The sequence below is a fragment of the Arthrobacter sorbitolis genome (assembly GCF_054510995.1).
Genome location: NZ_JBTNDM010000002.1, coordinates 500,732 through 524,703 on the forward strand (window position 1 = coordinate 500,732; position 23,972 = coordinate 524,703).

General features: G+C 70.2%; 23 protein-coding genes and 1 tRNA gene. 12 read left to right on the forward strand and 12 right to left on the reverse strand.

Going from position 1 to position 23,972, the window contains the following annotated elements; translation table 11 throughout:
- Positions 1–86: 86 nt before the first annotated feature.
- The 4 genes from ACX80K_RS06995 to htpX all read left to right on the forward strand — a co-directional run bounded on the left by ACX80K_RS06995 (position 87) and on the right by htpX (position 3,925).
- A complete protein-coding gene (locus ACX80K_RS06995; RefSeq protein ID WP_459271141.1) occupies positions 87–791 on the forward strand; it encodes an esterase/lipase family protein in 705 nt (234 codons plus the stop codon).
- Positions 792–1,015: 224 nt separating this feature from the next.
- A complete protein-coding gene (locus ACX80K_RS07000; RefSeq protein WP_459271142.1) occupies positions 1,016–1,561 on the forward strand; it encodes a hypothetical protein in 546 nt (181 codons plus the stop codon).
- Positions 1,562–1,611: 50 nt separating this feature from the next.
- The gene (locus tag ACX80K_RS07005) at positions 1,612–2,898 is read left to right on the forward strand and encodes an MFS transporter (protein WP_459271143.1); all 1,287 of its coding nucleotides are present in this window, start codon (positions 1,612–1,614) and stop codon (positions 2,896–2,898) included.
- Between the two features lie 148 nt (positions 2,899–3,046).
- Entirely contained in the window at positions 3,047–3,925 is an 879-nt protein-coding gene (htpX, locus tag ACX80K_RS07010) for a zinc metalloprotease HtpX (RefSeq protein ID WP_459271144.1), read from the forward strand.
- Between the two features lie 71 nt (positions 3,926–3,996).
- Here htpX and ACX80K_RS07015 read toward each other — a convergent pair whose 3' ends face one another.
- Positions 3,997–4,485 (reverse strand): YajQ family cyclic di-GMP-binding protein, encoded by a 489-nt coding sequence (locus ACX80K_RS07015; RefSeq protein ID WP_459271145.1) that lies wholly within the window; start codon positions 4,483–4,485, stop codon positions 3,997–3,999.
- Between the two features lie 162 nt (positions 4,486–4,647).
- Here ACX80K_RS07015 and ACX80K_RS07020 point away from each other — a divergent pair, with 162 nt between their 5' ends.
- Positions 4,648–5,025, forward strand: coding sequence for a hypothetical protein (locus ACX80K_RS07020; RefSeq protein WP_459271146.1), 378 nt, complete (start codon positions 4,648–4,650; stop codon positions 5,023–5,025).
- A gap of 87 nt (positions 5,026–5,112) precedes the next feature.
- Positions 5,113–5,194: transfer RNA gene (locus tag ACX80K_RS07025), tRNA-Tyr, on the forward strand.
- 42 nt (positions 5,195–5,236) lie between these two features.
- Here the strand turns inward: ACX80K_RS07025 and ACX80K_RS07030 are convergent.
- From ACX80K_RS07030 to ACX80K_RS07050, 5 genes are all read right to left on the reverse strand, one after another.
- The gene (locus ACX80K_RS07030) at positions 5,237–6,439 is read right to left on the reverse strand and encodes an ROK family transcriptional regulator (RefSeq protein WP_459271147.1); all 1,203 of its coding nucleotides are present in this window, start codon (positions 6,437–6,439) and stop codon (positions 5,237–5,239) included.
- An 83-nt stretch (positions 6,440–6,522) separates the two neighbouring features.
- Positions 6,523–9,549 carry an alpha-mannosidase gene (locus ACX80K_RS07035; protein ID WP_459271148.1) on the reverse strand — a complete coding sequence of 1,009 codons (3,027 nt, stop codon included), beginning with the start codon at positions 9,547–9,549 and terminating at the stop codon, positions 6,523–6,525.
- Between the two features lie 36 nt (positions 9,550–9,585).
- Positions 9,586–10,428 (reverse strand): carbohydrate ABC transporter permease, encoded by an 843-nt coding sequence (locus tag ACX80K_RS07040; RefSeq protein ID WP_459271149.1) that lies wholly within the window; start codon positions 10,426–10,428, stop codon positions 9,586–9,588.
- On the reverse strand, positions 10,425–11,378 hold the full coding sequence (locus tag ACX80K_RS07045) for a carbohydrate ABC transporter permease (protein WP_459271150.1): 954 nt from the start codon (positions 11,376–11,378) through the stop codon (positions 10,425–10,427). The genes ACX80K_RS07040 and ACX80K_RS07045 overlap by 4 nt, the downstream gene beginning before the upstream one ends.
- Positions 11,375–12,742, reverse strand: a complete 1,368-nt coding sequence (locus tag ACX80K_RS07050; RefSeq protein ID WP_459271151.1) for an extracellular solute-binding protein — start codon at positions 12,740–12,742, stop codon at positions 11,375–11,377. Before ACX80K_RS07050 ends, ACX80K_RS07045 begins: the two co-directional genes overlap by 4 nt.
- A gap of 296 nt (positions 12,743–13,038) precedes the next feature.
- Here ACX80K_RS07050 and ACX80K_RS07055 point away from each other — a divergent pair, with 296 nt between their 5' ends.
- Positions 13,039–14,004 (forward strand): acyltransferase family protein, encoded by a 966-nt coding sequence (locus ACX80K_RS07055; protein WP_459271387.1) that lies wholly within the window; start codon positions 13,039–13,041, stop codon positions 14,002–14,004.
- Between the two features lie 21 nt (positions 14,005–14,025).
- Here the strand turns inward: ACX80K_RS07055 and ACX80K_RS07060 are convergent, their stop codons facing one another.
- Entirely contained in the window at positions 14,026–14,472 is a 447-nt protein-coding gene (locus ACX80K_RS07060) for a DUF6314 family protein (protein ID WP_459271152.1), read from the reverse strand.
- 89 nt (positions 14,473–14,561) lie between these two features.
- Between ACX80K_RS07060 and ACX80K_RS07065 the strand changes: the two genes are divergently transcribed.
- A complete protein-coding gene (locus ACX80K_RS07065; protein ID WP_459271153.1) occupies positions 14,562–15,002 on the forward strand; it encodes a MarR family winged helix-turn-helix transcriptional regulator in 441 nt (146 codons plus the stop codon).
- A gap of 106 nt (positions 15,003–15,108) precedes the next feature.
- Here the strand turns inward: ACX80K_RS07065 and ACX80K_RS07070 are convergent, their stop codons facing one another.
- Positions 15,109–15,543 (reverse strand): DUF1810 domain-containing protein, encoded by a 435-nt coding sequence (locus ACX80K_RS07070; protein WP_459271154.1) that lies wholly within the window; start codon positions 15,541–15,543, stop codon positions 15,109–15,111.
- Between the two features lie 86 nt (positions 15,544–15,629).
- Between ACX80K_RS07070 and trxA the strand changes: the two genes are divergently transcribed.
- A complete protein-coding gene (gene trxA / locus ACX80K_RS07075) occupies positions 15,630–16,022 on the forward strand; it encodes a thioredoxin (protein WP_459271155.1) in 393 nt (130 codons plus the stop codon).
- A 101-nt stretch (positions 16,023–16,123) separates the two neighbouring features.
- On the opposite strand, the gene ACX80K_RS07080 is transcribed toward trxA, so the two are convergent.
- Positions 16,124–16,414 carry a putative quinol monooxygenase gene (locus ACX80K_RS07080; RefSeq protein ID WP_459271156.1) on the reverse strand — a complete coding sequence of 97 codons (291 nt, stop codon included), beginning with the start codon at positions 16,412–16,414 and terminating at the stop codon, positions 16,124–16,126.
- A gap of 86 nt (positions 16,415–16,500) precedes the next feature.
- The gene (locus tag ACX80K_RS07085; RefSeq protein WP_459271157.1) at positions 16,501–17,475 is read right to left on the reverse strand and encodes a DNA-3-methyladenine glycosylase family protein; all 975 of its coding nucleotides are present in this window, start codon (positions 17,473–17,475) and stop codon (positions 16,501–16,503) included.
- 126 nt (positions 17,476–17,601) lie between these two features.
- Here ACX80K_RS07085 and ACX80K_RS07090 point away from each other — a divergent pair, with 126 nt between their 5' ends.
- Complete coding sequence (locus tag ACX80K_RS07090; protein WP_459271158.1) at positions 17,602–18,900, forward strand: CapA family protein; 1,299 nt, start codon at positions 17,602–17,604, stop codon at positions 18,898–18,900.
- Here the strand turns inward: ACX80K_RS07090 and ACX80K_RS07095 are convergent.
- Together ACX80K_RS07095 and ACX80K_RS07100 are read right to left on the reverse strand one after the other, a co-directional pair.
- A complete protein-coding gene (locus ACX80K_RS07095; protein ID WP_459271159.1) occupies positions 18,897–19,979 on the reverse strand; it encodes a tartrate dehydrogenase in 1,083 nt (360 codons plus the stop codon). The genes ACX80K_RS07090 and ACX80K_RS07095 overlap by 4 nt on opposite strands.
- A gap of 40 nt (positions 19,980–20,019) precedes the next feature.
- Positions 20,020–21,183, reverse strand: coding sequence for an SLC13 family permease (locus tag ACX80K_RS07100; RefSeq protein WP_459271160.1), 1,164 nt, complete (start codon positions 21,181–21,183; stop codon positions 20,020–20,022).
- 203 nt (positions 21,184–21,386) lie between these two features.
- On the opposite strand from ACX80K_RS07100, the gene ACX80K_RS07105 reads away from it, so the two are divergent.
- The gene (locus ACX80K_RS07105) at positions 21,387–22,763 is read left to right on the forward strand and encodes a cystathionine beta-synthase (RefSeq protein ID WP_459271161.1); all 1,377 of its coding nucleotides are present in this window, start codon (positions 21,387–21,389) and stop codon (positions 22,761–22,763) included.
- Between the two features lie 24 nt (positions 22,764–22,787).
- Positions 22,788–23,948 carry a cystathionine gamma-synthase gene (locus ACX80K_RS07110; RefSeq protein WP_459271162.1) on the forward strand — a complete coding sequence of 387 codons (1,161 nt, stop codon included), beginning with the start codon at positions 22,788–22,790 and terminating at the stop codon, positions 23,946–23,948.
- Positions 23,949–23,972: the final 24 nt, after the last annotated feature.

Here is a 23,972-nt window from a genome sequence, read left to right on the forward strand (position 1 = left end):
AGTCAAGCAGTAATTCTGAGGAACTCATAATAAGGCCGTGCTAACTTGCGCCCCACGCGGCGCGTGCGGTCGGTACCGTGGAAAGGGTGGATCTCATCGAGCGGGGCCGGGCCTGGGTGCTGGACTACGCGTACGTCGGTTTCTGGCAGGTGCACGGCTTCCTCTTCCGGGTGGACCCCGCGCAGTACCTCACGCCCGCCGCCGGGGCGCCGGAGGGCAAGGCACCCGTACTCCTGATCCCCGGGATCTACGAGACCTGGCAGTTCATGCGGCCCATCGCGGACCACCTGCACCGCGCGGGCCACCCCGTCCATGTGGTGCAGAAGCTCGGCTACAACCGCGGCACGGTGGAAGCCATGGCCCAGCTCGCCGCGGGCTACCTCGAGGAGCACGACCTCACGGACGTCGTGGTCGTCGCGCACAGCAAGGGGGGCCTGATCGGCAAGTTCCTCATGACCATGTCCAGCGTCGCCCCGCGGATCTCCCGCCTCGTGGCCGTGAACACCCCGTTCTCCGGGTCCATCTACGCCGAGTTCTTCCTCCTGCCGAGCATCAGGGCGTTCTCACCGCACAACCCGACGCTGCGGCGCCTCCGCGCCGACATCGAGTCCAATCGGCGCATCACCTCCATCTACGGCCGGTTCGACCCCCACATCCCCGGCGGCAGCTTCGTCGAGGGAGCCCGGAACGTCCAGCTGGGGACGATGGGCCACTTCCGGCCGATCGCCGACACCCGCGTGCTGGAGGAGATCGACCGTGCCATCGGTGCCGGGGAGCGCGACGCCGCCTGAGCGGGGCGGGTCCCGCGCGGTCGGTCGCCCCGCGTCCGGACCTTTCGTAGGGGTCTTCTCCTGCCGGACCCCGGGTGGCCTGCTCCGGCTGGCCGGCGCTCACGAGGTAGTCGGCGGCCGGCAGCTCCCTGGGCGGCCGGTTCCACCCGGCAGGTCGCAGCGCACCACTTTTCCGCGGACGCTCGGCGCTTGCAGGTCGAGGAGCCGGGCGGCAGGGTTGGGGGATGGGCGAGGCGGACGGGCGGATGCCGCCGTCGGGGGTGCGGATCACGGACCTCGGCGCGCCGCCCGTCGGGGAGACGGTGACGCGCTCCGTCCCCGGACCGCGTCGAAGCCCGATCCTCGCCGTCGTCGCCCTCGTGGCACTGGCAGGTGCCGCGTACAGTGCCACCCTTCCCTCCGGGACCGCGCCGGCGGGGGTCGTGCCGCCCGCACACGCGCCGGCGGTCCCCGAGCCCGCCCTCGACGCGGACGAGCCCCTCGAGGTGTGTGCCGTGCATCCCGGGGCATGTCCGTCGCCTCCACGTGGTGACACTGCCGGGGACGCGCCCGCACCGGCCGACGGTGTCCTGGGCAGCACGGGATCCATGATCGTGTGCGATCCCCGGACGGGCGCCTGCGAGCCGTTCCGGGAGGACACCGGCGACGACGCCGCCGGGGACGCCGACGACGGGACGGCGGGATACGCCTACCGCGTGGTGCCGCCCGGCCAGCTGGAGCTCCTGGGGGTGCGGCACCCGGACGGCGCGGTGGTTCCGGACGGTCGATGACGGCGCACATTCGTTGCCGGAGCGAATTACTTCCGCGCTAGACTTCTCGCGTGCCACGACTCCTCGCCGACATCACCCCGCTGAGGGAGTCACCGGCCTTCCGCAGGCTGTACGTCGGGACGGCGCTCTCGGCCATGGGTACGCAGCTCACGATCGTCGCGGTCAGCCTGCAGGTCTATTCGCTCACCCAGTCGACCCTCAGCGTCGGCCTGCTCAGCCTCTTCGCGCTCGTACCCCTGGTGGTGGCGGGACTGTACGGCGGCGCGATCGCCGACGCGCAGGACCGCCGCACCGTCGCGCTGTACTCGGGGGTCGCGCTGTGGGCCACCACCATGGCGATCGCGGCGCAGGCGTGGATCGGCGTCGACAGCGTCTGGCTGCTCTACGTCCTGATCGCCGTCCAGTCGGGGGCCGCGGGCATCAACCAGCCCACGCGGAGCTCGATCATCCCGCGGCTCGTCCGGCCGGAACTGCTGCCGGCGGCGAACGCCCTCAGCATGATCACCTTCGGCCTGGCGTTCACGGTGGGCCCGCTGCTCGCAGGGCTCCTCGTGGCGCACGTGGGCTACGCCTGGACCTACACGATCGACGTCGTGACCTTCACCTTCGCGCTGTGGGCGGTGTTCAGGCTCCCGTCCCTGCCACCCGAGGGGCCCACGCGCCGGGCCGGGCTCGCCACGGTGCTCGAGGGGTTCCGGTTCCTCGGGACGCGGCCGAACATCCGGATGACCTTCGTCGTCGACCTAATCGCCATGATCACGTCCCAGCCGCGCGCACTGCTGCCCGCTGTCGGCGCGGTGCTCATCGGCGGCGGTGAACTGACCGTCGGCATCCTGCTCGCCGCGAGCGCCTTCGGCTCGGTGCTGGCGGGGCTGTTCTCGGGGCCGCTGGGCCGCGTCCACAAACAGGGCCAGGCGGTGGTGTGGTCCATCGTCGGCTGGGGTGCCTCCGTGGCGGGGTTCGGGCTGGTCGTCGTCATGGCGGGGGCGTCCTCCCTCCCGACGCCGGGCGAGGGCGAGTTCTCCGCCTGGCTGCTGCCCGCGGCTCTCTGCCTCGTGCTGGCGGGCATCGCCGACTCGATCAGCAGTGTCTTCCGCAACACCATCCTGCAGTCCGCCACCCCGGACGCGATGCGCGGTCGGCTGCAGGGCGTGTTCATCGTCGTCGTCGCGGGTGGACCCCGGCTCGGGGACATGGTGGCCGGCGGACAGGCCGCCTGGCTCGGCGAGGGGTGGACGGCCGTCGCCGGAGGGCTCGCATGCATCCTGGTCGTCCTCGCCGTCGCCCGCCGGCAGCCGCGCTTCCTCGCGTACGACTCCCGCCGACCCCAGCCCTGAGCCCCACCGTCACCCCCGCCCTGACCCTGGCCCGGCCGTCCCGGGCCGGTCGGCCCCCGGACCACCGCCGTACGATGAGGGGAACGGGCCCCTCCGACCCTCCGTTGTACTGACGGGCCCACCGGCCCCCACCAGCAAGGAGTTCGCAGTGCACAACCATTTCAACGGTGCCAAGACGGCGTTGTTGTTCGGTGCCCCCATGGGCATCTTCCTCGTGTTCGGTGCCGTCATCGCGGGAGCCACCGGCAGTTCGGCGTTCATCTGGCTGTTCGCCCTGCTCGGCGTCGGGTCCATCGCCTACAGCTACTGGAACAGCGACAAGATCGCGATCCGCAGCATGCGCGCCGTCGAGGTGACGGAACAGCAGGCGCCGGCGATGTACCGGATCGTCAGGGAGCTCAGCGCACGGGCCGGCAAGCCCATGCCCCGGCTCTACGTCTCGCCGACCATGGCCCCCAACGCCTTCGCCACGGGCCGCAACCCGGAGAACTCCGCCGTCTGCTGCACGCAGGGCATCCTGCAGCTGCTGAACGAGCGCGAGCTGCGCGGCGTCCTCGGGCACGAGCTCATGCACGTCTACAACCGGGACATCCTCACCGGGTCCATCGCGGCAGCCGTCGCCGGCGTGATCACGTCGGTGGCGCAGATGTTCGCGTTCGCCGGCATGATGGGCGGCAACAGGAACCAGGGCGGCAATCCCATCGCGGCGCTGCTGCTCGCCTTCCTCGCCCCCCTGGCCGCCGGACTCGTGCAGACCGCGATCGGCCGCACCCGCGAGTTCGACGCCGACGAGGACGGCGCGGCCCTGACGGACGACCCGCTGGCCCTCGCATCGGCGCTCCGCAAGCTGGAGAGCGGAACCCAGCGGGCGCCGCTCCCGCAGGACCAGCGCCTCGTGAACACCTCGCACCTCATGATCGCGAACCCGTTCAAGGGCGGCGGCGTGAGCCGCCTGTTCGCGACCCACCCGCCCATGGACCAGCGCATCGCGCGCCTCGAGGGCATGGCAGGGCGTCCGCGCGGCTGAACCGCCCGGACGACGACGGCGGTCCCACCGGGTGGGGCCGCCGTCGTCCATGCCGTGCTGGTCTGTGCGCGTCAGCGCATGTTCACGAACTGCAGGTCCGCCTCGTCGAAGTTCTTGAGCAGCGCCATGGTGGCCTGCAGGTCGTCCCGGGACTTGGAACTGACGCGCAGCTCGTCGCCCTGGATCTGGGACTTCACGCCCTTGGGGGCCTCGTCACGGATGAGCTTGTTGATCTTCTTCGCGAGGTCCTGGGCGATGCCCTCCTTGATGGAGGTCTCGAGGCGGAACTCCTTGCCCGAGGGGTAGGGCTCGCCGGTGTCCAAAGACTTCAGGGAGATGCCGCGCTTGATCATCTTCGACTGCAGGACGTCGAGCACGGCCAGGACGCGCTCCTCGGAGTTCGCCTTCATGAGGATGCTCTCGCCGCTGAAATCCACCTCGGCGCCGACCCCCTTGAAGTCGTACCGCTGGGCGATCTCCTTCTGCGCCTGGTTCAGCGCATTGGCGACCTCCTGCTTGTCCACTTTGCTTACGACGTCGAACGTGGATTCGCTCGCCACGGTGCCTCCTCGGGATGGTTGGGTGTCTTGGTCCAAGAATATCCGCAACCACCGCGCGGCCGCGCGGCCGCTTCACAGGCGAAGCTCAGGAAGCGCAGGGGATGCGCACACGCTCCGATGGCACGGTGGGGATCATCCACCGCACCTCGAGGAGCCAGCACCATGTCCGAGACGCCACGCCGCCGCTACCAGATCCGTCTCCGGAAGGCCGTGGCCGGGTCCTTCCTCGCAGCAGCCACCGCGGCCACCCTGACGGGATTCACCGCCGCTCCGGCGCTCGCCGTACCGCCACGCGTCCTGACGGCGAGCGCGGACACGGCGGACCACGAGGCGAGCGACATCATCCTCGGGCTCGACGCGGCCTCCTCGGTGACCGTCGCGTCGCCGATCGCCGTCACGACCCTCGCGCCGTCGTCCGAGGATCGGCTCGCGGGGGTGCGCGCCGACCTCGACCGGGCCGTGCTGCTGCGGATGGTCACCTCCGACCAGGCCGACGGTTTCTACGCGCAGATCGAGCGCCGGGTGGCCGCGGGCCTCTAGGGCCGGGCCGATTCGTCACCGGGGCGGTTTGTCTGTAAAGTTGTCTTGCCCGCGCTTGCTGCGGGCTGTCTTCCTGTGAAGACGTTCGGCAGATTACCCGAGCGGCCAAAGGGGGCTGACTGTAAATCAGCTGGCAACGCCTACGGGGGTTCGAATCCCTCATCTGCCACAGCAAGGAAGGGCCCGCTCCATCGGAGCGGGCCCTTCGCCGTCAATGCCCGAGCAGCAGGCGCCGCGTGTCGGGCGAGATTGCCTTGTCGAAGACGGTGCAAGCCGCGCCGACCGCCCCCACGTCCGTGCCGAAGGCCGTACCCTCCACCCGGATGTCGGCGGTGTGCGGGGCGACCGTCAGGCCGCGCAGGGTCCGCGGCACGAGGTCGAGGTAGGCCTCGGCGAGCACCGGCCAGTACGGTCCGCCGAAGACGACGCGGTCCACGTCGAGGGCGTTGGTCAGCACGGAGACGGCTTTCGCCACACGCCTCGCCGAGCGGTCGATGATCGCCCGCGCCGCCGCGTCGCCGTCGCGTGCCTTCGCGCAGAGCTGGAGGAACGCCTCCTCCACCGCCCCCGGGTCCGCCGCGTTCACGCGATGCGGCTGCACCCCGGCGCTGACCGCCTCCTCGACGAGGTTCCGGGGCATGCAGGTCACCGCGACGCACCCGCGCAGCCCGCAGAAGCAGTCGGGCCCGGCAGGGTCGACGACGATATGGCCGACCTCTCCCGCGTTCTGGCTGGTGCCCCTGAGCACGGTGCCGCTCGAGACGAGACCCATGCCGATGCCCGTGCCCAGGTACACGAAGATGAAGTTCTCGGGCGATTCGCTGTGGCTGCCCCAGATCTCCGCCACGGCCGTCGCCGCCACGTCCTTCTCGAGCACCACGGGGAAGCCGGTCGCGGCGCTCAGGGAGTCACGGAGCGGTACCCGGTGCCAGCCGAGCAGGTGCGGCGGATCGACGACGATCCCACGCACGGCGTCGATGGGCCCCGGCGACGCGACGCCGACACCCAGGACGCGCTCCGGATCGACGCCGGCTTCCGCGAGCAGCGCCGTCACGGCCTCGCCCATCTCGGTGATGACGACGCCGGCGTCCGGGGTGAGCGGTGTGCGCCGCGTCGAGTGGGCCACCACCTGGCCGCTGAGATCGAGGATCACGAACGTGATCACGGCCGGATCCAGGTGCACGCCGATGGCGAACCTCGCCGACGGGTTGAGCCTCAGGACCGTGCGCGGCTTGCCCCTGCCGTTCTGCACCTTCCCCGACTCGATGACGAGCTCCTGCTCGAGGAGGCGCCGCGCGATGTTGGACAGCGTCTGCGCGGACAGTCCCGAGATCGTCGCCAGCTCCACGCGGCTCAGTCCCGCGGAGGATCGCCGGATGGCGTCGAGCACGACGGTCTGGTTGAAATCGCCCATGCGGGGGAGGTTGGTACCCCGGCGGGTGGCCGGTCCCGGTGCAGCACTCAGCGTACGACCTCCGTGTCGATGGGGACGGCTCGTCAGCCGGTGACAGCAAATCTTAGCGTGACGAGTTGGAACGGTCGGAGGTCGAGGTGCACGGTGTCCCCGTCGCGACGGCGGATGGCCGCATCCTCCAGCGGCCGCTCGAGCAGATCCGTCTCCACCGCGGAGGCGTGGTCGAAGGCGGCCCGGAGCGTGCCCCGCGACCGGCTCCCGTGCGCTTCGTACAGCCTCACGACGACGTCGCCCGAACCGTCCTCGGCCAGCTTCACGGCTTCGACCACGTGCGCCGGGTTGTCGAGCCGCACGAGTGGCTCGACCGCCGTCCGCGCCACCTCCGGGACGGTTCGCGGCGGCACGTTCAGCCGGTACCCCTCGGCGACGGCGTCGGGGATGCCCGCCCCGAGCACGACGGACACCTCCATGCGATGGGTGCCCTGATCCGCAGCGGGGTCCGGGAACACCGGTGCACGGAGCAGGGAGAGCCGGACGGTGGTCGCGGTCGTGCGGCCCGCGCTGGTGCGGGTGGTGTCGTGTCCGTAGGTGGAGTCGTTGGCGACGGCCACGCCGTAGCCGGGCTCGCCGACGTGCACCCACCGGTGGGCCACCGTCTCGAAGCGCGCCGTGTCCCACGACGTGTTCGCGTGCGTGGGCCGGTGGATGTGCCCGAACTGGATCTCCGACGTCGCGCGCTCGGCATGGACGTCGAGGGGGAACGCCAGTTTCAGCAGCTTCTTCTGCTCGTGCCAGTCCACCTCGGTGCTGATCTGCAGCCTCGGAGCGGACGCGTCGAGGGCCAGGTGCTGCACGACGCGCGAGGCGTTGAAGGACCGTTCGATCCGCAACGCCTGCCCGGCCGGACCGTCCACGACGGACAGCACTGCTCCCTCGACGAGATCGGTCGTGTTCCGGCGGTAGTGCTCGTCGATGTCCCAGGCGTCCCACTGCGTCGGGGTGTCACGGTGCAGCTGCAGGAGGTTGGCGGCGGACCCTGCCGGCACGAGCTCCCGTTCCGCGGCCTTGTCCCACAGCGAGCGGATGAGACCTGTGGCATCGACCTCGACCCTGGCGGCCCCGTTCTCGAGGAGGAAGCCGTCCCCGGCCCGCGTGACGGTCCGCACGGTCGCCGGGACCTCCGCGCCCGCGGCGAGGGCTTCGACGCCGTCGACGGCGAACGGCGAGGCGTTGAGGACGGCGGTCTCCCGTCCCCGACCCAGCAGGGCGCGGGCAGCGGCCTCGATGACGGCGCCGAGGCGCACCGCCACCTCCGCGTAGTTGCGCTCGGCCTCCTGGTGCACCCAGGCGATGGACGTCCCCGGCAGGATGTCGTGGAACTGCTGCAGCAGTACCGTCTCCCAGACCGCCTGCAGTTCCTCCGCCGGATAGAGGGCTCCCGTCCGGACGGTCGCCGTCGACGCCCAGAGCTCGGCCTCGCGCAGCAGGTGCTCCGACCGCCGGTTGCCGCGCTTCGTGCGCGCCTGGGAGGTGTAGGTGCCGCGGTGGAACTCGAGGTACATCTCGCCCGACCACACCGGAGGCTCCCCGTACTCGGCCTCCGCCGCCTCGAAGAACGTGCGGGGGCCGGAGAGTTCGACGGTGGGCGATCCTTCCAGCGACCGGGTGCGACGCGCGGCCGCGATCATCTCGCGGGTCGGCCCGCCGCCGCCGTCGCCGTGGCCGAAGGGGACGAGCGACATCGTGCCCTGGCCCTTCTCCGCGTACTGCCGTTCGGCACGGGCCAGCTCCTCGGCGCGGAGGTCGGAGTTGTAGGTGTCGACGGGCGGGAAGTGGGTGAAGATGCGGGATCCGTCGATGCCCTCCCACCGGAAGGTGTGGTGGGGCATCGTGTTGGTCTCGTTCCAGGAGATCTTCTGCGTCAGGAACCACCGGGCACCGGCCGCGGCCATGATCTGGGGGAGGGCCGCGGAGTACCCGAAGGAGTCGGGCAGCCAGACCTCCTCGCACTCGACCCCGAACTCGCGGAGGAAGAAGTTCTTCCCGAGGACGAACTGCCGGGCGAGGGCCTCCCCGCCGGGGAGGTTCGTGTCCGACTCGACCCACATACCGCCCACGGGCACGAAGTTCCCGGACGCCACCTTCTCCCGCACGCGCTCGAACAGCTCCGGGTACGACTGCTTGAGCCAGGCGTACTGCTGGGCCGAGGACGCCGCGAAGACGAAGTCGGGGTTCTCGTCGATGAGGTCGCACACGTTGGAGAACGTCCGGGCCACCTTCCGCACGGTCTCGCGGGTGGGCCAGAGCCAGGCGGAGTCGATGTGCGCGTGCCCGACGGCATGCAGGTGGTGGGCGCTCGCCGACGCGGGTCGTGAGAGGACGGGTTCGAGGATGGACCGCCCGAGCGCGGCCGTGCCCGAGACGTCGTCGGGATCCATCCCGTCGACCAGGCGGTCGAGCGCGTGGAGGACCTCTGCGCGCCGCTGCGAGGACGACGGGAGCTGTCCCACCAGCCCCAGGAGCGCGTCCACGTCCTGCTGCAGTTCCCAGACCGGCAGATCGAGGAGTCCCACCTCGATCTGCGCGAGCCGGTACAGGCGCGCGTCCCCCGCCGTCGCCTTGTCGCCGTAGGGGGTGGGGACGAACAGGAAGGACTGCGCGACGTTCGGGTTCGCGGCCGCCTCGATGTAGACGTCCACCTCGCCGCCGGGGCCGGCGTCGAGCCCGACCCCCCGGTTCAGGGGCTCGACGGCCTTGATGATCCTGCCGGACGGCGCGTACACCGTCCCCTCGGCCTGGAAACCAGGCTGTTCGCCGGTGAACCCGAGGTCGACGACGAGCTCGACCCGGACCTCCTCCTCGTCCGCCCACGCCGCGGGGACCTTCCCCTCGGCGTGGAACCACACCGTGCCCCAGGGGCGCCCCCACATCATGCCGTGCTCGGCGGGCAGGAACTGTTGCCCGACGGCGTCGGCGAAGGGTACGGGCTCGTCGGGCACCTCCCAGCAGGTCAGTGCGAGTGGCGCCGTGCTGCGGTACAGCGCCGGTACGAGGCGTTCGCCGCGGAACCGTCGGATGCGGGCTTCGACGAGGGTGGAGTCGTAGTGCATGGATCTGCCTTTCGGGCGAGGGCCGATGGGTGGGGTTCAGCCCTTGAGGGCCCCGGCGGTCGCGAAGGACCCGCCGATGCCCTTGGTGACGAGGACGTAGAGGACGATCACGGGGAGCGAGTACAGCAGCGAGAACGCGGCGAGCTGTCCGTACGCGACGCTGCCGTACTGGCCGAAGAAGTTGAACACCGTGACCGCCGCCGGTTGCTTGTGGCTGGAGAGCAGGAGGATGAACGGGATGAAGAAGTTCCCCCACGCCTGGATGAAGACGAAGATGAACACCACGGCCAGCCCGGGACGCATGAGCGGGACGACGACGGTGCGGAGTGCCGTCATCGCACTCGCGCCGTCGATCCAGGCCGCCTCCTCGAGGCTCACCGGGACGGAGTCCATGAAGTTCTTGGTCATCCAGATCGCCATGGGCAGCGACGTCGCGGCCATGAAGAGTGCGACGGCGGGCACGCTGTCGAGCTGACCCAGCCGCACGAACATGCTGTAGACGGGCACCATCATCGCCGTGATCGGCAGGCCCGTGCCGAACAGCACGCCGTACAGGAAGGGCTTGTTGTACCGGGCCTGGTAGCGCGAGAGCGGGTACGCGGCGAGTACTGCCGCGAGGACGGTGATGACGGCGCAGCCCGCGGACAGCAGGAAGCTGTTCCACAGGGGCCACAGCGTCTGCCCGGGCGTCAGCACGGCCGTGAAGTTGGCGAACGAGAACTGCTCGGGCAGGGCGAGGGAGGCGCTCGCCCCCGTGTCGAGGGACGCCAGGACCAGCCACGCGAGCGGCAGCAGGAACAGGGCGGCCACCGCGAGCAGCACGGCGGAGGCGACCCCCCGTGACACCGTCCGTCGGGGTGAGGCTATCGAGGTACTCATGTGGCGTCTCCCGGCTTGAGGACACGGATGTAGAGGAAGGAGAACACCGCACCGATGAGCAGCATCACCGTGGCGATGGCAGTGCCGTAGCCGATCTTGCCCAGCCCGAAGGCCTCCGCGTAGGCGAAGAGGGGAAGGGTGCTGCTGCGCTGGTTCGGGCCGCCGCTCGTCATGACGAAGATGAGGGTGAACACCGAGAGCGTCTGGAGGGTGATCAGCATCAGGTTGGTGGAGATGCTGTTCCGGATCATCGGGATGGTGACGAAGATCAGGCGCTTCCAGCCACCGGCTCCGTCGATCACCGCGGCCTCCGTGATCTCCGGCGCCACGTCGTTCAGGGCGGCCTCGTAGATCATCATCGAGAAGGCGGTGCCCCGCCAGATGTTCGCCAGGATCACGGCGGCGAGAGGGTAGGCGAAGAGCCACTCGACCGGCTCCAGGCCCACGAACCCCGTCAGGGCGTTCAGGGTGCCGTCACTGCTGAAAAACGCGTAGCAGGCGAAGGCCGCCACGATCTCCGGCAGCACCCAGGCGGTGACCACGGTGGTCGCCACGACGGACCGGACGATCTTCGGGGCCGTGGCGGTGAGCAGCGCGAGTCCGAGGCCGAGGAAGTTCTGGCCGATCACCGCGGAGACGAGGAGGAAGACGACCGTCAGCCATACCGCGTTCGGGAAGTCCGGATCGGCCAGCAGCGCGGTGTAGTTGTCCAGGCCGACGAAGCGCGGTTCGGAGGCCGCCCTGCCGGAGAGCGCGGCGTTCGTGAACGAGCCCCAGATGGACCAGAGCACGGGGCCGAGCATGAACAGCAGCAGGAGGACGACGGCGGGCACCAGGGGGATGGCGCGCCGGACGGACCGCCCCCGGGGAACGGGCCGACCGGAGGGGGGGCCGGGCCGCACCGTGGGCGGCCGGCCCTCCCGCACTGGTCGTGCCGGCGTGGTGGTCATCCCCGGGAGACGTTGTCTTCGCCGACCAGGGACGTCACGGCCTCGTCATAGGCCGCCGCCGCCTCGTCCACGGACTGTTCACCCGTCATGACCGCTTCCATCGCCTGCTGAATGTTGCCGGAGATCTCCGCGTAGTCGGAGGTCGTGGGGCGGTAGTGGGTGACTTCCACCAGGTCGCTGAAGAAGCCGCTGACCGGGCTCGATTCGGTGAAGGCCGGGTCCTCGGCGACGTCGCTGCGCACCGGGACCTGGGACGCGTTGACGTTGTAGGACAGGCTGTTGTCCTTGTTCAGTGCGGTACTGATGAAGTCGAACGCGGCGTCCGGGTTCCCGCTGCCGGACCCGACGGCGAGCGTCCAGCCTCCGGACATGCTCGTGGCACCGGGTTCCTGCCCGTTCTGCGTGGGCATGGGGGCCACACCCATGACGTCCGACCATTCCGGCCAGGGGGCAGGGCCGTCCTCGAGCCAGCTCCCGGCGATCCAGGAGCCGTCGATCGAGGCTCCCACCTTGTTGGTCGGGTAGCCCTCACCGTTGAGTTGCTGGTAGTAGTTCGAGTCGAGCGCCGTGGCGACCTCCGGTCCCAGGCCCCCGACGTAGACGTCCGAGACGAACTGCAGTGAGTCCTTGAAGCCCTGGGACCCGACGATCCACTTGCCCTGATCCGTGTCGTACAGGGTGTCCTCGGTGCCGTAGAGCAGCATCTCGAAGCCCTGCATCGACGCGGCCTCACCCATGCCCGTGCCCGAGTAGATGTTGAAGGGGATGGCGTCGGGGATGGCGGCCTTCACCTTCGCCGCGGCGTCGAGGATGTCCTGCCAGTCCTTCGGCTCCCACGGAACCGGCAGGCCGGCCTGTTCGAAGACGACCTTGTTGTACCAGAGCGCCCGCGTGTCGGTGCCCATCGGGACCGCGTACGTCTGGCCGTCCGAGCCGAGCCCGGCCTGCTTCGCGCTGTCGATGAACCCCGAGTCCCAGTCCTCCCACTCCGCGAGGTACTCGTCGAGTGCCAGGAGGTAGCCGGCCTCGGCGTCGGGGCGAACCCTGAAGCTGTCCTCGTAGAACACGTCCGGCGCGGTGTCCGGGGAGCGCTGCATGAGGGCCAGCTTCGTCGCGTAGTCGTTCTCCTCCGCCTGGATGGGCTCCAGCTCGACGGTCACGTCGGGGTTCGCGGCCTCGAAGTCCTCCTTGGCCTGCTTCATGAGGGAATCGACCTGCGTATAGGTGGCGGTGGTCTGGTAGGCCACGGTGATGGATCCGTCGCCGGCGCTGTCCCCTCCGCCGCTGCCCTCGGGCGCACAGCCGGTGGCGCCGAGGATCAGGAGGGGGATGGTGGGCACTGCCCAGAGGGTGGACCTTCGCATGGTGCTCCTTTGCTCCATTTCGTACCCACCACCTCTGCGATGCCGGACTTCCTCGTTCGGCGATCGGTCGGTGGGGGTGGCGACCTCGGGTCTGAACAAGTCGCCGTCGGATAAGTAAACCGAATGGACTAATTCATGTCAACGGTTCAGGGGCACCTCGTGCCGTCGTCAACTCCTTCCTCCGCCGCCCATCCGGGCAGGGGCGCCCACCGAAGTACCGCTACGCATGCTTACAGTGGGATCTCGACGCCGGGGAGGCCACCATCAGCGGTACTGCAGGCACACGGATCGGCTGGCTGGACAGCCTGCGCGGTGTCGCCATCCTCCTCGTCGTCGTGCTGCACGCGGGGGAGGCCCTGCGCGTCGCCGTCGGCCCCACGCCCGGACTCGACCAGGTCAACCTCTTCCTCGAGCCGTTCCGGATGCCCGTGCTGATGTTCCTCTCGGGGATCCTGCTGCCGCGGTCGGTCGCCAAGTCCGGACGCGAGTACTTCGCCGGCAAGATCTCCATGGTGGCCTGGCCCTACCTGCTGTGGTCGGTCATCATCCTCGCGGCGAGTGGGGACATCGGCCTGCGCCGGCTGGCCGAGATCGCCTACCTCTCGCCGACCTACCTCTGGTACCTGTGGTTCATCCTCGTCTTCTACGCTCTGGCCTACCCGCTGCGGCGTGTCCCGCCCCTGGTCGTCGCCGGGGCGGCTCTGGCCCTCTGCCTCGTCCTGCCGGACGCCGGCCGCCCCGGGACCATGGCGTTCCTCGCAGCCTTCTTCTTCTTCGGTGCCTGGTGTGCCCGTTCTGCGGGGACGGTGGAGCGTGCCATCGGCCGGCCCTGGGTGCTGGCACTGGCGGCGGCCGCGGCGGTCACCGTGGGGGTCCTCAACGTGGCCGGCCGGGACGTGCTGTACCGGGGAGAGTTCGTCTGGGGCGTGGTGGGCGCGCTCGGCGTCGTCTGCTGGATCTTCCCGCGGCTCGGCGTGAATCGCGTGACGGCGGCCCTCGAGTTCGTGGGACGCTACTCCATCGTCTTCTACGTGGTGCACCTCGGGCCCATCATGGTCACCCTCGCCCTCGCCGATGCCGCCGGGCTGGCCGGGACCTGGTTGCTGCCGGTGCTCCTGGTGGTGGGGGTGGGTGTTCCGCTCGGACTCGCCTGGGTGTACTCCACCCGGGAGCACGCGTCGGTCGACCTGCTGTTCGAGTTGCCGGCCCTCAAGCGGCGCCCCGTGGTGGCGGCGCCGGCCGCCCGCAGGTCGGAAGCCTGAGCGGGCACCCCCGGATCCGCCTCAGATCCGCGTGAGGACCGTCGTCAGCAGGTGGTCCTTGGCGGGACCCGTGACGTCCCAGGAGTAGTCGATCACGTCGGCCGACGTGACCGTGAACTCCACGCGGTAGGTGTCCGGGGAGCAGTCGTGCTCGTCGCGGGCCGCACCGGAGCGGAGGTCGAGGTGGCACAGCACCCGTCCGTCGGGAAAGGTGACGACCAGCCCCGCGTCCGAGGCGTCGATGCGGTACGAGCGGGAGGCCGGGCCCTGGAAGGAGGCCCAGCGGACCGTGCCCTCCTCGTCCCAGCGGAGGCCACCGTCGTCGGACGTGAAGGTGGTGATCCCCGTGAACGTACCCGTCGTGCCGTCCCGACGGTCGAGGAGTCGGCGCCGGGTGGACCACGTCCCGGCGAGGAAGGCCAGCGGGTCCGGTACGGGGACGCCGCCGTGCTCTGCCGCCTCCTGCATCGGTGCCCTCCCGTCGGTCCACCCCACGCTAACCCGGGCCTATCGCGCACCTTGCCTTCGACACACCACAAATGTTAGGCTACCTAACTATGAGCCCCTCCACGACGGACACCCGGCTGCTCGCCCTCGCGCAGTCCTTCCGCACCACGCTGCGCCACGTCGTCTACCTCAGCCGTTCCATGGACGGCGACGGGGAGCTCACCACCATGCAGATGAGCACGCTGAGCATGGCCGCCGAGGAGCCCCTGCGCGTGAGCCGCGTCGCCGCGAACCTCGGTATCCGGGTGCCCTCGGCCACCGAGCAGATCATCAAGCTCGAACAGGCCGGCCTCGTCATCCGCAGGTCGGACCCCACCGACTCGCGTGCCGTCCTCGTGGACCTCACCGACGCCGGCCGCGACGCCTGGACGGTGGCCGGCATGCGCCGCAACGAGCGCGTGGCGGCCCTGCTCGCCAGGCTCGACGACGACGAGAGGGCGACGCTCGCCGCCGCCCTGCCGGTCATCGAGAAACTGACCTCCACCGCCTGAGGCACGGCCGCCGGAGACCGCTCCCGCAGCACAGCATCCGATCCACCCGGGGGATCATCCACATCCCCACGCACGCCGCGCAGGCCCGGGAGCGGGCGCGACGGCGTCACCCCGCCAGGATCGACGTCGTCGCCTCGTCCTCGGCTCCGGCGTAGTACCGGTCCAGCAGCGCCTTGAACCACGGCTCCTGGGGGCCGGCCGCGTTGAAGAGGGTCAGGGAGGACTGCAGCTTCCGGGCGTCGATCCCGCCGAGCACCGCCACCGGATCGTTGCCCTCGAGGTTCAGGAGCGCGTGGACACCCTCCATCAGCCGGGGTCCGAGCACGGGATGCGACAGGTACGCACGGGCCTCGTCGAGCGAGCTGATGGCATACCGCACCGACGTCGGGCTGCTGCCGAGCCCGGCGATCTGGGGGAAGACGAACCACATCCAGTGACCGGTCTTGCGGCCGCGCTGCAGCTCCGCGAGGGCCTGCGTGTAGGTGCCGTGGGCATCCTGTGCCTCCACGAATCGCGCCAGGTCATAGGGGTCGTCGGTCACTCGTGCCTCCGGGGTCGGTCGTCGTGATTCTTCATCGGTAGCGAACAGGCCTGACAAGCGCATGCGCGGGTCGCTAGCGTTGAAGGATGTCGACAATCAATATCACCGAGGCAAGCTTCCCGGAAACCATCGAGGGCAACGACATCGTGTTCGTTGACTTCTGGGCGGACTGGTGTGGCCCGTGCAAGCAGTTCGCGCCGGTGTACGACGCCGTGTCGCAGCAGCACGACGACGTCACCTTCGCGAAGGTCGACACCGAGGCCGAGCAGTCGCTCGCCGCCGCCGCGGGGATCACCTCCATCCCGACGCTCATGGCGTTCCGCGACAAGGTCCTCGTCTTCTCCCAGCCCGGAGCGCTCAATGCGACCCAGTTCGGCGAGCTCGTCGAGGCCGTGAAGAGCCTGGACATGAAGGCCGTCCACGAGCAGATCGCCCAGCAGGGCGCGGAGGGCAGCGCCCCCGCCGCCGACGCGCAGTAGGCACCCCGAAGGCGACGAGAGCCCCGCACGCGAGTGCGGGGCTCTCGTCGTCGGGACCTGCGGTCCGCCGGACGGCACGGTCGGCCGGGTGATGCGGCCTGTCAGGCGGCCTGGTCGGAGCGGACCATGTCCACCGGCCGTGCGAGCAGTGCGCTGAGTGATTCGCCGAGGTCCTGGACGGCGGGGCCGCCCAGGTGCTTGTCGAGCAGTTCGGTGGACTCCCACTGCTCGGTCAGGACGATGCGGTCCTCCTGCGCCTCGGTGATCCCGTAGCGGATGCAGCCGGGCTCCTGCACCACCTGTTCGATGGCGATGTCCAGGGCGAGCTTCACGCGGAAGAACTCGCCGTCGAGCGGGGTGAACACAGCGGTGACGTCTACGGGTCGGGTCATCCTCCCACCCTAGCGGCGTGCCCACCGTCCGCCGCATCGCCGTCGCCCCGCCGCAGCCCTTGTGCCGGATCGGGTCCACGCCGCGCCTAGCGGTGGCGGTGGTCCTCGGGGGACAGGCGGGGGCCGTACGCCTGCTTGCGGAAACCGCTCGCGTACAAGGTCCTGACCACGCGCTGGCGCTGGCCCTTCCACGGCGCGAGGAGTTCGATCATCCCGGCGTCGTCGGTACGCCGTCCCGTGAGCGCCGCGCCCACGTACGCCGCGAGGTGGTAGTCGCCCACCGAGATCGAGTCGGGGCAGCCATGCGTCCGCTGCACGACCTCAGCCACGGTCCAGACGCCGATGCCCGGGACCGACCGCAGGCCCGTCCGGACGGCGTCCCCACCGGGCTGGGAGCCGAGCCGCTCGAGGCCGCTCGCCACGAGGGCGGCCTTGAGGATGGTCGTCGAGCGTTTCGCATCCACCCCGGCCTTGTGCCAGTCCCAGGAGGGGACGCGGCGCCACTGCTCGGCGGTCGGGGGGAGGCGGAGGCCCGCTGGTGCGAGACCCCCTGCATCCGGGGCGGGATCGCCGTAGCGGGTCAGCAGGTAGCGCCAGGAACGCTTCGCCTCGAGGTTCGTGACCTTCTGCTCGAGGATCGCCCGCACGATCGTGTCGAGCATGCGCCCCGATGCCGGCAGGCGCAGTCCGGGGTTGAGGTACCTCCCCTTGCGGGCGAGCTCCGGGAGTGTCGCCGTGAACGCGGCGCTGTCGAACGCGCTCCAGTCGTCCCCGGCGCCGAGCAGGCGCGGAACCGATCCGAGCGCCAGGGCCGCACCCGGTCCCCATGCCGTCGCCTGGATCCTGCAGTCGTTCAGGGAGCCGCGCTGCCGCAGGGCCAGCGTGACGGGCCCGTCGGCGGTGCGGTACGCGAGCCAGTGGTCCGGTCCCCGGACGATGAAGGAGGGGTCGTGTGCCCCGCACTGCAGGGTGCCGACCGTCCCCGCCAGGTTGTACGGGCCGTCGGGGAGCCACTCCGCGGCCTCCGCACCCGACGGCACGACGGCGGGGGCACTTGTCATGCATCCATGGTGTCACGGTGCGCGCAACGTCCCGGCCTCCGACGGCGTGTCCTGCCGTCCGATCCACGCGGCAGTGGCGCGGGAGTAGCATCGGGCATCCGGTGGAATCGTCATGAGGACCAGCAGATGGACGCGGCGCGTAGGGATGGGGTGGCGGGCATCGTCATGCCCGCGGTCCGGGGGCCGCGGCGTCGCTCGTCGGGCACGGTCGGACGCCTCGTCGTCCTCCTGGTGTCCGTCCTGCTGTGCGGCGGGTGCACGGGCGATGGATCCGAGGACGTCGCGGGCACCCCGGCGGAGGCACCGGCGGCTCCGGACCGAGCACCGACGCCGACTCCGCCGCCGTCGTCCTCCCCGGAGTCGTTCCCGACGTCGGGGGCCTGCGAGGACTGCGCCAGTGTCGTGGTCACGGGAGACCTCCTGGTGCATCCGCAATTGTGGGAACAGGCCGCGGCGGATGCGGCGGTGACGGGGGCGCTTCCCCTCGACTTCGAACCCCTGCTCGCGGGCCAGCGCCCCTACCTCTCGGCCGCCACGCTGGGGATCTGCCACCTCGAGACGCCCGTGGCCGACGCGGCAGGACCCTTCGCGGGGTACCCGCAGTTCAACGTCCCCCCGCAGATCATCGGCGCCGCCGTGGATGTCGGGTACGACGCATGCACCACCGCGAGCAACCACTCACTGGACTGGGGCCCGGAGGGTGTGGAGCGGACGCTGGCCACCCTGGACGCGGAGGGCCTCGAGCACACGGGTTCCTATGCCACCGCCGAGGACGCGAAGGAGATCCTGATCCTCGAAGCCCCCGAGGCGAGCGTCGCGGTCATCGAGGCGACCTACGGCCTGAACGGGGCCGTACCGGATCAGCCCTGGCGGGTGGACCTGCTCGACGCACCCGCGATGATCGCGAAGGCCCGGGCCGCCAGGGCGCACGGAGCGGACATCGTGATCGCGGCAGTGCACGCAGGTGACGAGTACGCTTCGGTCCCGAACGCGCAGCAGACGGAGATCGCGCACGCGCTCGCCGACAGCGGCGAGGTGGACTTCATCTACGGCCACCACACCCATTCCGTCCTGCCCATCGAGAGGTACAACGGCGTCTGGATCGTCCATGGCCTGGGGAACGGGGTCACCGAACTGTCACCGGTCTACGACGTCAACAACGAGGGACTGTTGGTCCGGGCCCGCTTCAGCCGCGACGACGCAGGCGCCTGGTCGGTGTCCGGGCTCGACTGGGTGCCGTCCGTGATCGTCGCCGGGCCCTACCGCTGGTGTTCCCTCGCCCCCGACCGGCCCGCCGGCGCGTGCTCGTCGCCCGGGCAGGAGGCAGCCGTCCGGGAGCGCACGCGCACGGTGGTCGAATCCCTCGGCGCGGACGATGCGGGGGCCCGCCAGTGGGACCTCTCAGCCGAGGGGGAGGGCGGCTAGGAGGCCGCCGTGATGGTGGACGCGATCGTCCCGCCGAGGGACGACGTCGTCCCCGTCCCCCCGAGATCGCGCGTGAGCGCGTCGCCGCCGGTCGCGAGCACCGACTCGACGGCGGTGAGGATCCCGGCCGCCGCGTCCACCTCGCCGAGGTGCTCCAGCATCATCGAGGCGCTCCAGATCTGGCCCACCGGATTGGCGATGCCCTGGCCCGCGATGTCCGGTGCGGAGCCGTGGACCGGCTCGAACAGGCTGGGGAACGTGCGGTCCGGGTTGATGTTGCCGCTGGGTGCGACGCCGATCGTCCCGGTGCAGGCGGGGCCGAGGTCGGAGAGGATGTCCCCGAAGAGGTTGCTCGCGACGACCACGTCGAACCAGTCGGGGTGGAGGACGAAGTTCGCGCAGAGGATGTCGATGTGGAACTTGTCGACGCGGACGCCGTCGTAGTTCGCCGCCATCGCCTCCACCCGCTCGTCCCAGTAGGGCATGGTGATCGAGATGCCGTTGCTCTTCGTCGCCGAGGTCAGGTGCTTCTTGTCCCTCTTCTGCGCGAGGTCGAACGCGTACCGGAGGATGCGGTCCACGCCCGTGCGCGTCATGACGGTGTCCTGGATGACCGTCTCGCGGTCCGTGCCCTCGAACATCCTGCCGCCCACGCTGGAGTACTCGCCCTCGGTGTTCTCGCGGACCACGTAGAAGTCGACGTCGCCGGGCTCCCGGCCCGCCAGGGGGCTGGTGATGCCCGGCAGCAGCCTCACCGGGCGCAGGTTGACGTACTGGTCGAAGTGGCGCCGGAACTGCAGCAGGCTGCCCCACAGGGACACGTGGTCGGGGACGACGTCGGGCCAGCCCACGGCGCCGAAGAAGATCGCGTCGAAGCCCCGCAGTTCCTCGAACCAGCCGTCCGGGAGCATCTGCCCGTGCTGCAGGTAGTAGTCGGCGCTGGCGTAGTCGAACTCGACGGCGTCGATCGTGAACCCGTACGTGTCGGCTGCCGCCCGGAGGGACCGCAGCCCCTCCGGCATGACCTCCTTGCCGATGCCGTCGCCGGCGATGACCGCGATCCGGTAGGTGTTCGTCATGGCGGGGTCTCCTCGTCGGCAGGCGGCGTACCGTCCCAGCCTAGGCTCCCGACCCCAGGACCCACAGCACGACGACGGCGGCCGGGAGCATCACCGCGGTGACCAGCAGCCCGGCCACGGCGAACGGCACCCACCGGATCGTGATGCCGAGTGACCGGAGCCGCTCGGCCCAGAGCAGCGTGGCGAGCGAGCCCCAGGGTGTGACGAGGGGGGCGAGGTTCACCCCGATGAGCAGGGCCGCCAGGCGGAGCGGCGATCCCGCGGCGGGCTCCAGGGCGAGGTAGGCGGGGAGGTTGTTGACGGCGTTGGCCCCGGCAGCACCGACGGCGGCGAGCCGCAGCAGGTCGGTCAACCCCTCCCCCTGTCCGGCGACAGGGGCCAGGAAGGCGTCGAGGCCCTGCGCGTGCGCGGCCGTGACGAGCACGAAGAGGCTGAGCGCGAGGACGAGCGGGTTGACGGGGATCAGCCGGACGGTGAGCGCGTCCCGCTGCCGGACCGCGAACAGGACGACCAGGACGGCAGCGGCAGCGCTCGCGCTCAGGGCGACCGGTATGCCGCTGACCAGGGCGGGAAGCAGGAGTGCGAGCACCGCGTAGCCGCAGCGCAGCAGCACCCGGTCCCCGGCTCCGCGGGGCGGCGCGGGGGAGAAGGTGCCGGACAGTTGCCTCCGGAAGATGAGGAACAGGACGGCGCACGGCACGACGACGCCGATGGCCGCCGGTCCGTACACGAGCCCCGCGAAGGCGGCCGGACTGTACCCGAGGCGCTCCTGCACCAGCAGGTTCGTCAGGTTGGACACCGGCAGGAGCAGCGACGCCGTGTTCGCGAGCCAGACGATCGTCACGGCGAACGGCAGCGGCGGCAGCCCAGCCCGGCGCGCGAGGAGCACCACGAGCGGGGTGAGCAGGACCGCCGTCGTATCCAGGGAGAAGAAGACGGTGCAGGTCACCGCGAGGAGGACGGTGACGAGCCACAGGGTCAGGACACGACCGCGGGCGAGGCGTGCCGAGGCCGAGATGACGCGTTCGAAGACCCCCGCGGAGAACAGGAGATCCGTGACGACGGTCATTGCGATCACGAAGAGCAGGATCGGCCAGATGCGTGTCCACAGCTCCGTGAGGTCCGGGCCGGGAAGCACACCGCCGAGGACGCAGAGCGCCGCGAGGGCCGGCAGGACCGCGCGCAGGGCAGTTCGACGGGTCAAGGGCGCTCTCCGTTCCGCGGGAAAGTATCGCACGGCCGCCGGGGTGTCCCCGGTGTCGCGCGCGTTCCCGGCGGCTCGGGCGGCTCACGCGTCCCGGCTCGGTGGCGTTCCGGGTGCGCCGTCTCGCGTCGCCAGGTCCTCCCGCGTCCCGCGGCGTCACGGCGGCGCGGAGGTTGGCGGCGCAAGCCGGTAGCGTTGTAGCCATGAAGTATGCGAATTCCATCGTTGACCTGATCGGCAACACCCCGCTGGTCAAGCTCAACTCCGTCACCGACGGCATCAAGGCCACAGTCCTCGCGAAGGTCGAGTACCTCAACCCGGGCGGATCGGTGAAGGACCGCATCGCGGCGAAGATCATCGACGCCGCCGAGGCGGAGGGCAGGATCAAGCCCGGCGGCACCATCGTCGAACCGACGTCCGGCAACACCGGCGTCGGGCTCGCCCTCGTCGCCCAGCAGCGCGGCTACAAGTGCGTCTTCGTGGTGCCAGACAAGGTGGGGGAGGACAAGCGGAACGTCCTGAAGGCGTACGGGGCGGAGGTCGTGGTGACGCCGACCGCCGTCGCGCCCGACAGTCCCCAGTCCTACTACGGTGTCTCCGACCGACTGGTCCGCGAGATCCCCGGCGCCTACAAGCCCGACCAGTTCTCCAACCCCAACGGGCCGCTGAGCCACTACGAGACCACCGGCCCCGAGATCTGGGACGACACCGACGGCACGGTCACGCACTTCGTCACGGGCGTGGGCACCGGCGGCACCATCACCGGCACCGGACGGTACCTCAAGGAGGTCTCCGCCGACCGCGAGGGCGGCCCTGTGCGGATCATCGGCGCCGACCCGGACGGCTCCATCTACTCGGGTGGCACCGGCCGCCCGTACTTCGTCGAGGGCGTCGGCGAGGACATGTGGCCCGACTCCTACGACCCCGCCGTCCCCGACGAGATCCACGCCGTCACCGACGCCGAGAGCTTCGAGATGACCCGGCGCCTCGCCCGCGAGGAGGGCCTGCTGGTCGGCGGATCGTGCGGCATGGCCGTCGTCGCTGCGCTACGGATCGCGAAGGACCTCACCGAGGACGACGTCGTGGTGGTCCTCCTGCCCGACGGCGGCCGCGGCTACCTCGGCAAGATCTTCAACGACGACTGGATGAGGTCCTACGGCTTCCTGGACGGCGGCGAGGACACGAGCGTCGGTGAGGTGCTGCGGACCAAGAGCGGATCGATGCCGGACCTCGTCCACACCCACCCCTCGGACACCGTCCGCGACGTCATCTCGATCATGGACGAGTACGGCGTCTCCAGCATCCCCGTGCTGTCGCAGGAACCCCCCGTGAAGATGGGCGAGGTGCTGGGATCGGTCGACGAGCGGTCGCTCACCGCGAAGGTCTTCCACGGCGAGGCGAAGCTCACGGACCAGATCTCGGAGCACATGGACGCGAGGCTGCCCATCATCGGTTCGCTCGAATCCATCGGGACGGCACGCGAGCGACTCCAGGACAGCGACACGCTGATGGTGACGTTCGTCGGGTCTCCGGTGGGAATTCTCACGCGCCACGACTTGCTGACATACATGAGCAAGTAACCACCCACGGATTCCAGGAGCATCGTGACCCACTCCGCCCAGGGCTTCAACACCCGAGCAGTCCACGCCGGACAGACCCCCGATCCCACCACGGGAGCGGTGATCCCCGCGCTGTATCAGACCACCACGTTCGCGCAGGACGGTATCGGCAAGCTGCGCAACGGCTACGAGTACGGCCGCGGCGGCAACCCCACCCGCGACTCGCTGCAGGTGCAGATCGCAGCGCTCGAGGGCGGGCGGCACGCCTTCAGCTTCTCCTCCGGCCTCGCCGCCGAGGATGCCCTGATCCGTGCCGCCCTCCGGCCCGGTGACCACATCGTGCTCGGCAACGACGCGTACGGCGGCACCTACCGCCTGATCGACCGGGTCCTGTCCGCGTGGGGCATCACCAACTCGGCCGTCGACATGGCGGACCCGGACGCCGTGAGGGCCGCCATCGTCGCGAACAACACGAAGATGGTGTGGGTCGAGACGCCGTCGAACCCGATGATGAAGATCACCGACATCGCCGCGACGGCGCAGCTCGCGCACGACGCCGGGGCCCTCCTCGTCGTCGACAACACCTTCGCGTCGCCCTACCTGCAGCAGCCGCTCACGTTCGGGGCGGACGTCGTCGTGCATTCGACGACCAAGTACATCGGCGGACACTCGGACGCCAGCGGTGGCGCCGTCGTCGTGGACGACGACGAGCTCGCCGAGAAGATCGGCTTCGTGCAGTTCGCCGTCGGCGCGGTCTCCGCACCGATGGAGGCCTGGCTCACCACGCGCGGCCTCAAGACCCTCGGGGTCCGCATGGACCGCCATTCCTCGAACGCGACGGCGATCGCCCGCTGGCTGCAGCAGCAGGACGAGGTGGAGCGTGTCTTCTACCCCGGCCTGCCCGAGCATCCCGGCCACGACCTCGCCGCCGCGCAGATGAAGGATTTCGGCGGCATGATCTCCGTGACCTTCAAGGGTGGGGCGGAGGCCGCGAGGAAGGTCGCGGAGTCGACGCACGTCTTCCTGCTCGCGGAGTCCCTCGGCGGCATCGAGTCGCTGATGAACTACCCGTCCGACATGACGCATGCCTCGGTCAAGGGCACCGAGCTGGCGGTCCCGGAGAACCTGATCCGCCTGTCCGTGGGCATCGAGGACATCGAGGACCTGATCGGCGACCTCGAGCAGGCCCTCTCGGCCCTGCGCTAGCACCGGACGACGGAAGGCTCCTCC

Coding starts and splice junctions, on each gene's coding strand:
- trxA (WP_459271155.1), top strand. CDS start 15,630: ATGTCGACAATCAATATCACCGAGGCAAGCTTCCCGGAAACCATCGAG.
- ACX80K_RS07020 (WP_459271146.1), top strand. CDS start 4,648: ATGTCCGAGACGCCACGCCGCCGCTACCAGATCCGTCTCCGGAAGGCC.
- ACX80K_RS07105 (WP_459271161.1), top strand. CDS start 21,387: ATGAAGTATGCGAATTCCATCGTTGACCTGATCGGCAACACCCCGCTG.
- ACX80K_RS07040 (WP_459271149.1), bottom strand. CDS start 10,428: ATGAGTACCTCGATAGCCTCACCCCGACGGACGGTGTCACGGGGGGTC.
- ACX80K_RS07000 (WP_459271142.1), top strand. CDS start 1,016: ATGGGCGAGGCGGACGGGCGGATGCCGCCGTCGGGGGTGCGGATCACG.
- ACX80K_RS07050 (WP_459271151.1), bottom strand. CDS start 12,742: ATGCGAAGGTCCACCCTCTGGGCAGTGCCCACCATCCCCCTCCTGATC.
- ACX80K_RS07030 (WP_459271147.1), bottom strand. CDS start 6,439: ATGGGCGATTTCAACCAGACCGTCGTGCTCGACGCCATCCGGCGATCC.
- ACX80K_RS07095 (WP_459271159.1), bottom strand. CDS start 19,979: ATGACGAACACCTACCGGATCGCGGTCATCGCCGGCGACGGCATCGGC.
- ACX80K_RS07060 (WP_459271152.1), bottom strand. CDS start 14,472: ATGCAGGAGGCGGCAGAGCACGGCGGCGTCCCCGTACCGGACCCGCTG.
- ACX80K_RS07065 (WP_459271153.1), top strand. CDS start 14,562: ATGAGCCCCTCCACGACGGACACCCGGCTGCTCGCCCTCGCGCAGTCC.
- ACX80K_RS07035 (WP_459271148.1), bottom strand. CDS start 9,549: ATGCACTACGACTCCACCCTCGTCGAAGCCCGCATCCGACGGTTCCGC.
- ACX80K_RS07090 (WP_459271158.1), top strand. CDS start 17,602: ATGGACGCGGCGCGTAGGGATGGGGTGGCGGGCATCGTCATGCCCGCG.
- ACX80K_RS07085 (WP_459271157.1), bottom strand. CDS start 17,475: ATGACAAGTGCCCCCGCCGTCGTGCCGTCGGGTGCGGAGGCCGCGGAG.
- ACX80K_RS07080 (WP_459271156.1), bottom strand. CDS start 16,414: ATGACCCGACCCGTAGACGTCACCGCTGTGTTCACCCCGCTCGACGGC.
- ACX80K_RS07045 (WP_459271150.1), bottom strand. CDS start 11,378: ATGACCACCACGCCGGCACGACCAGTGCGGGAGGGCCGGCCGCCCACG.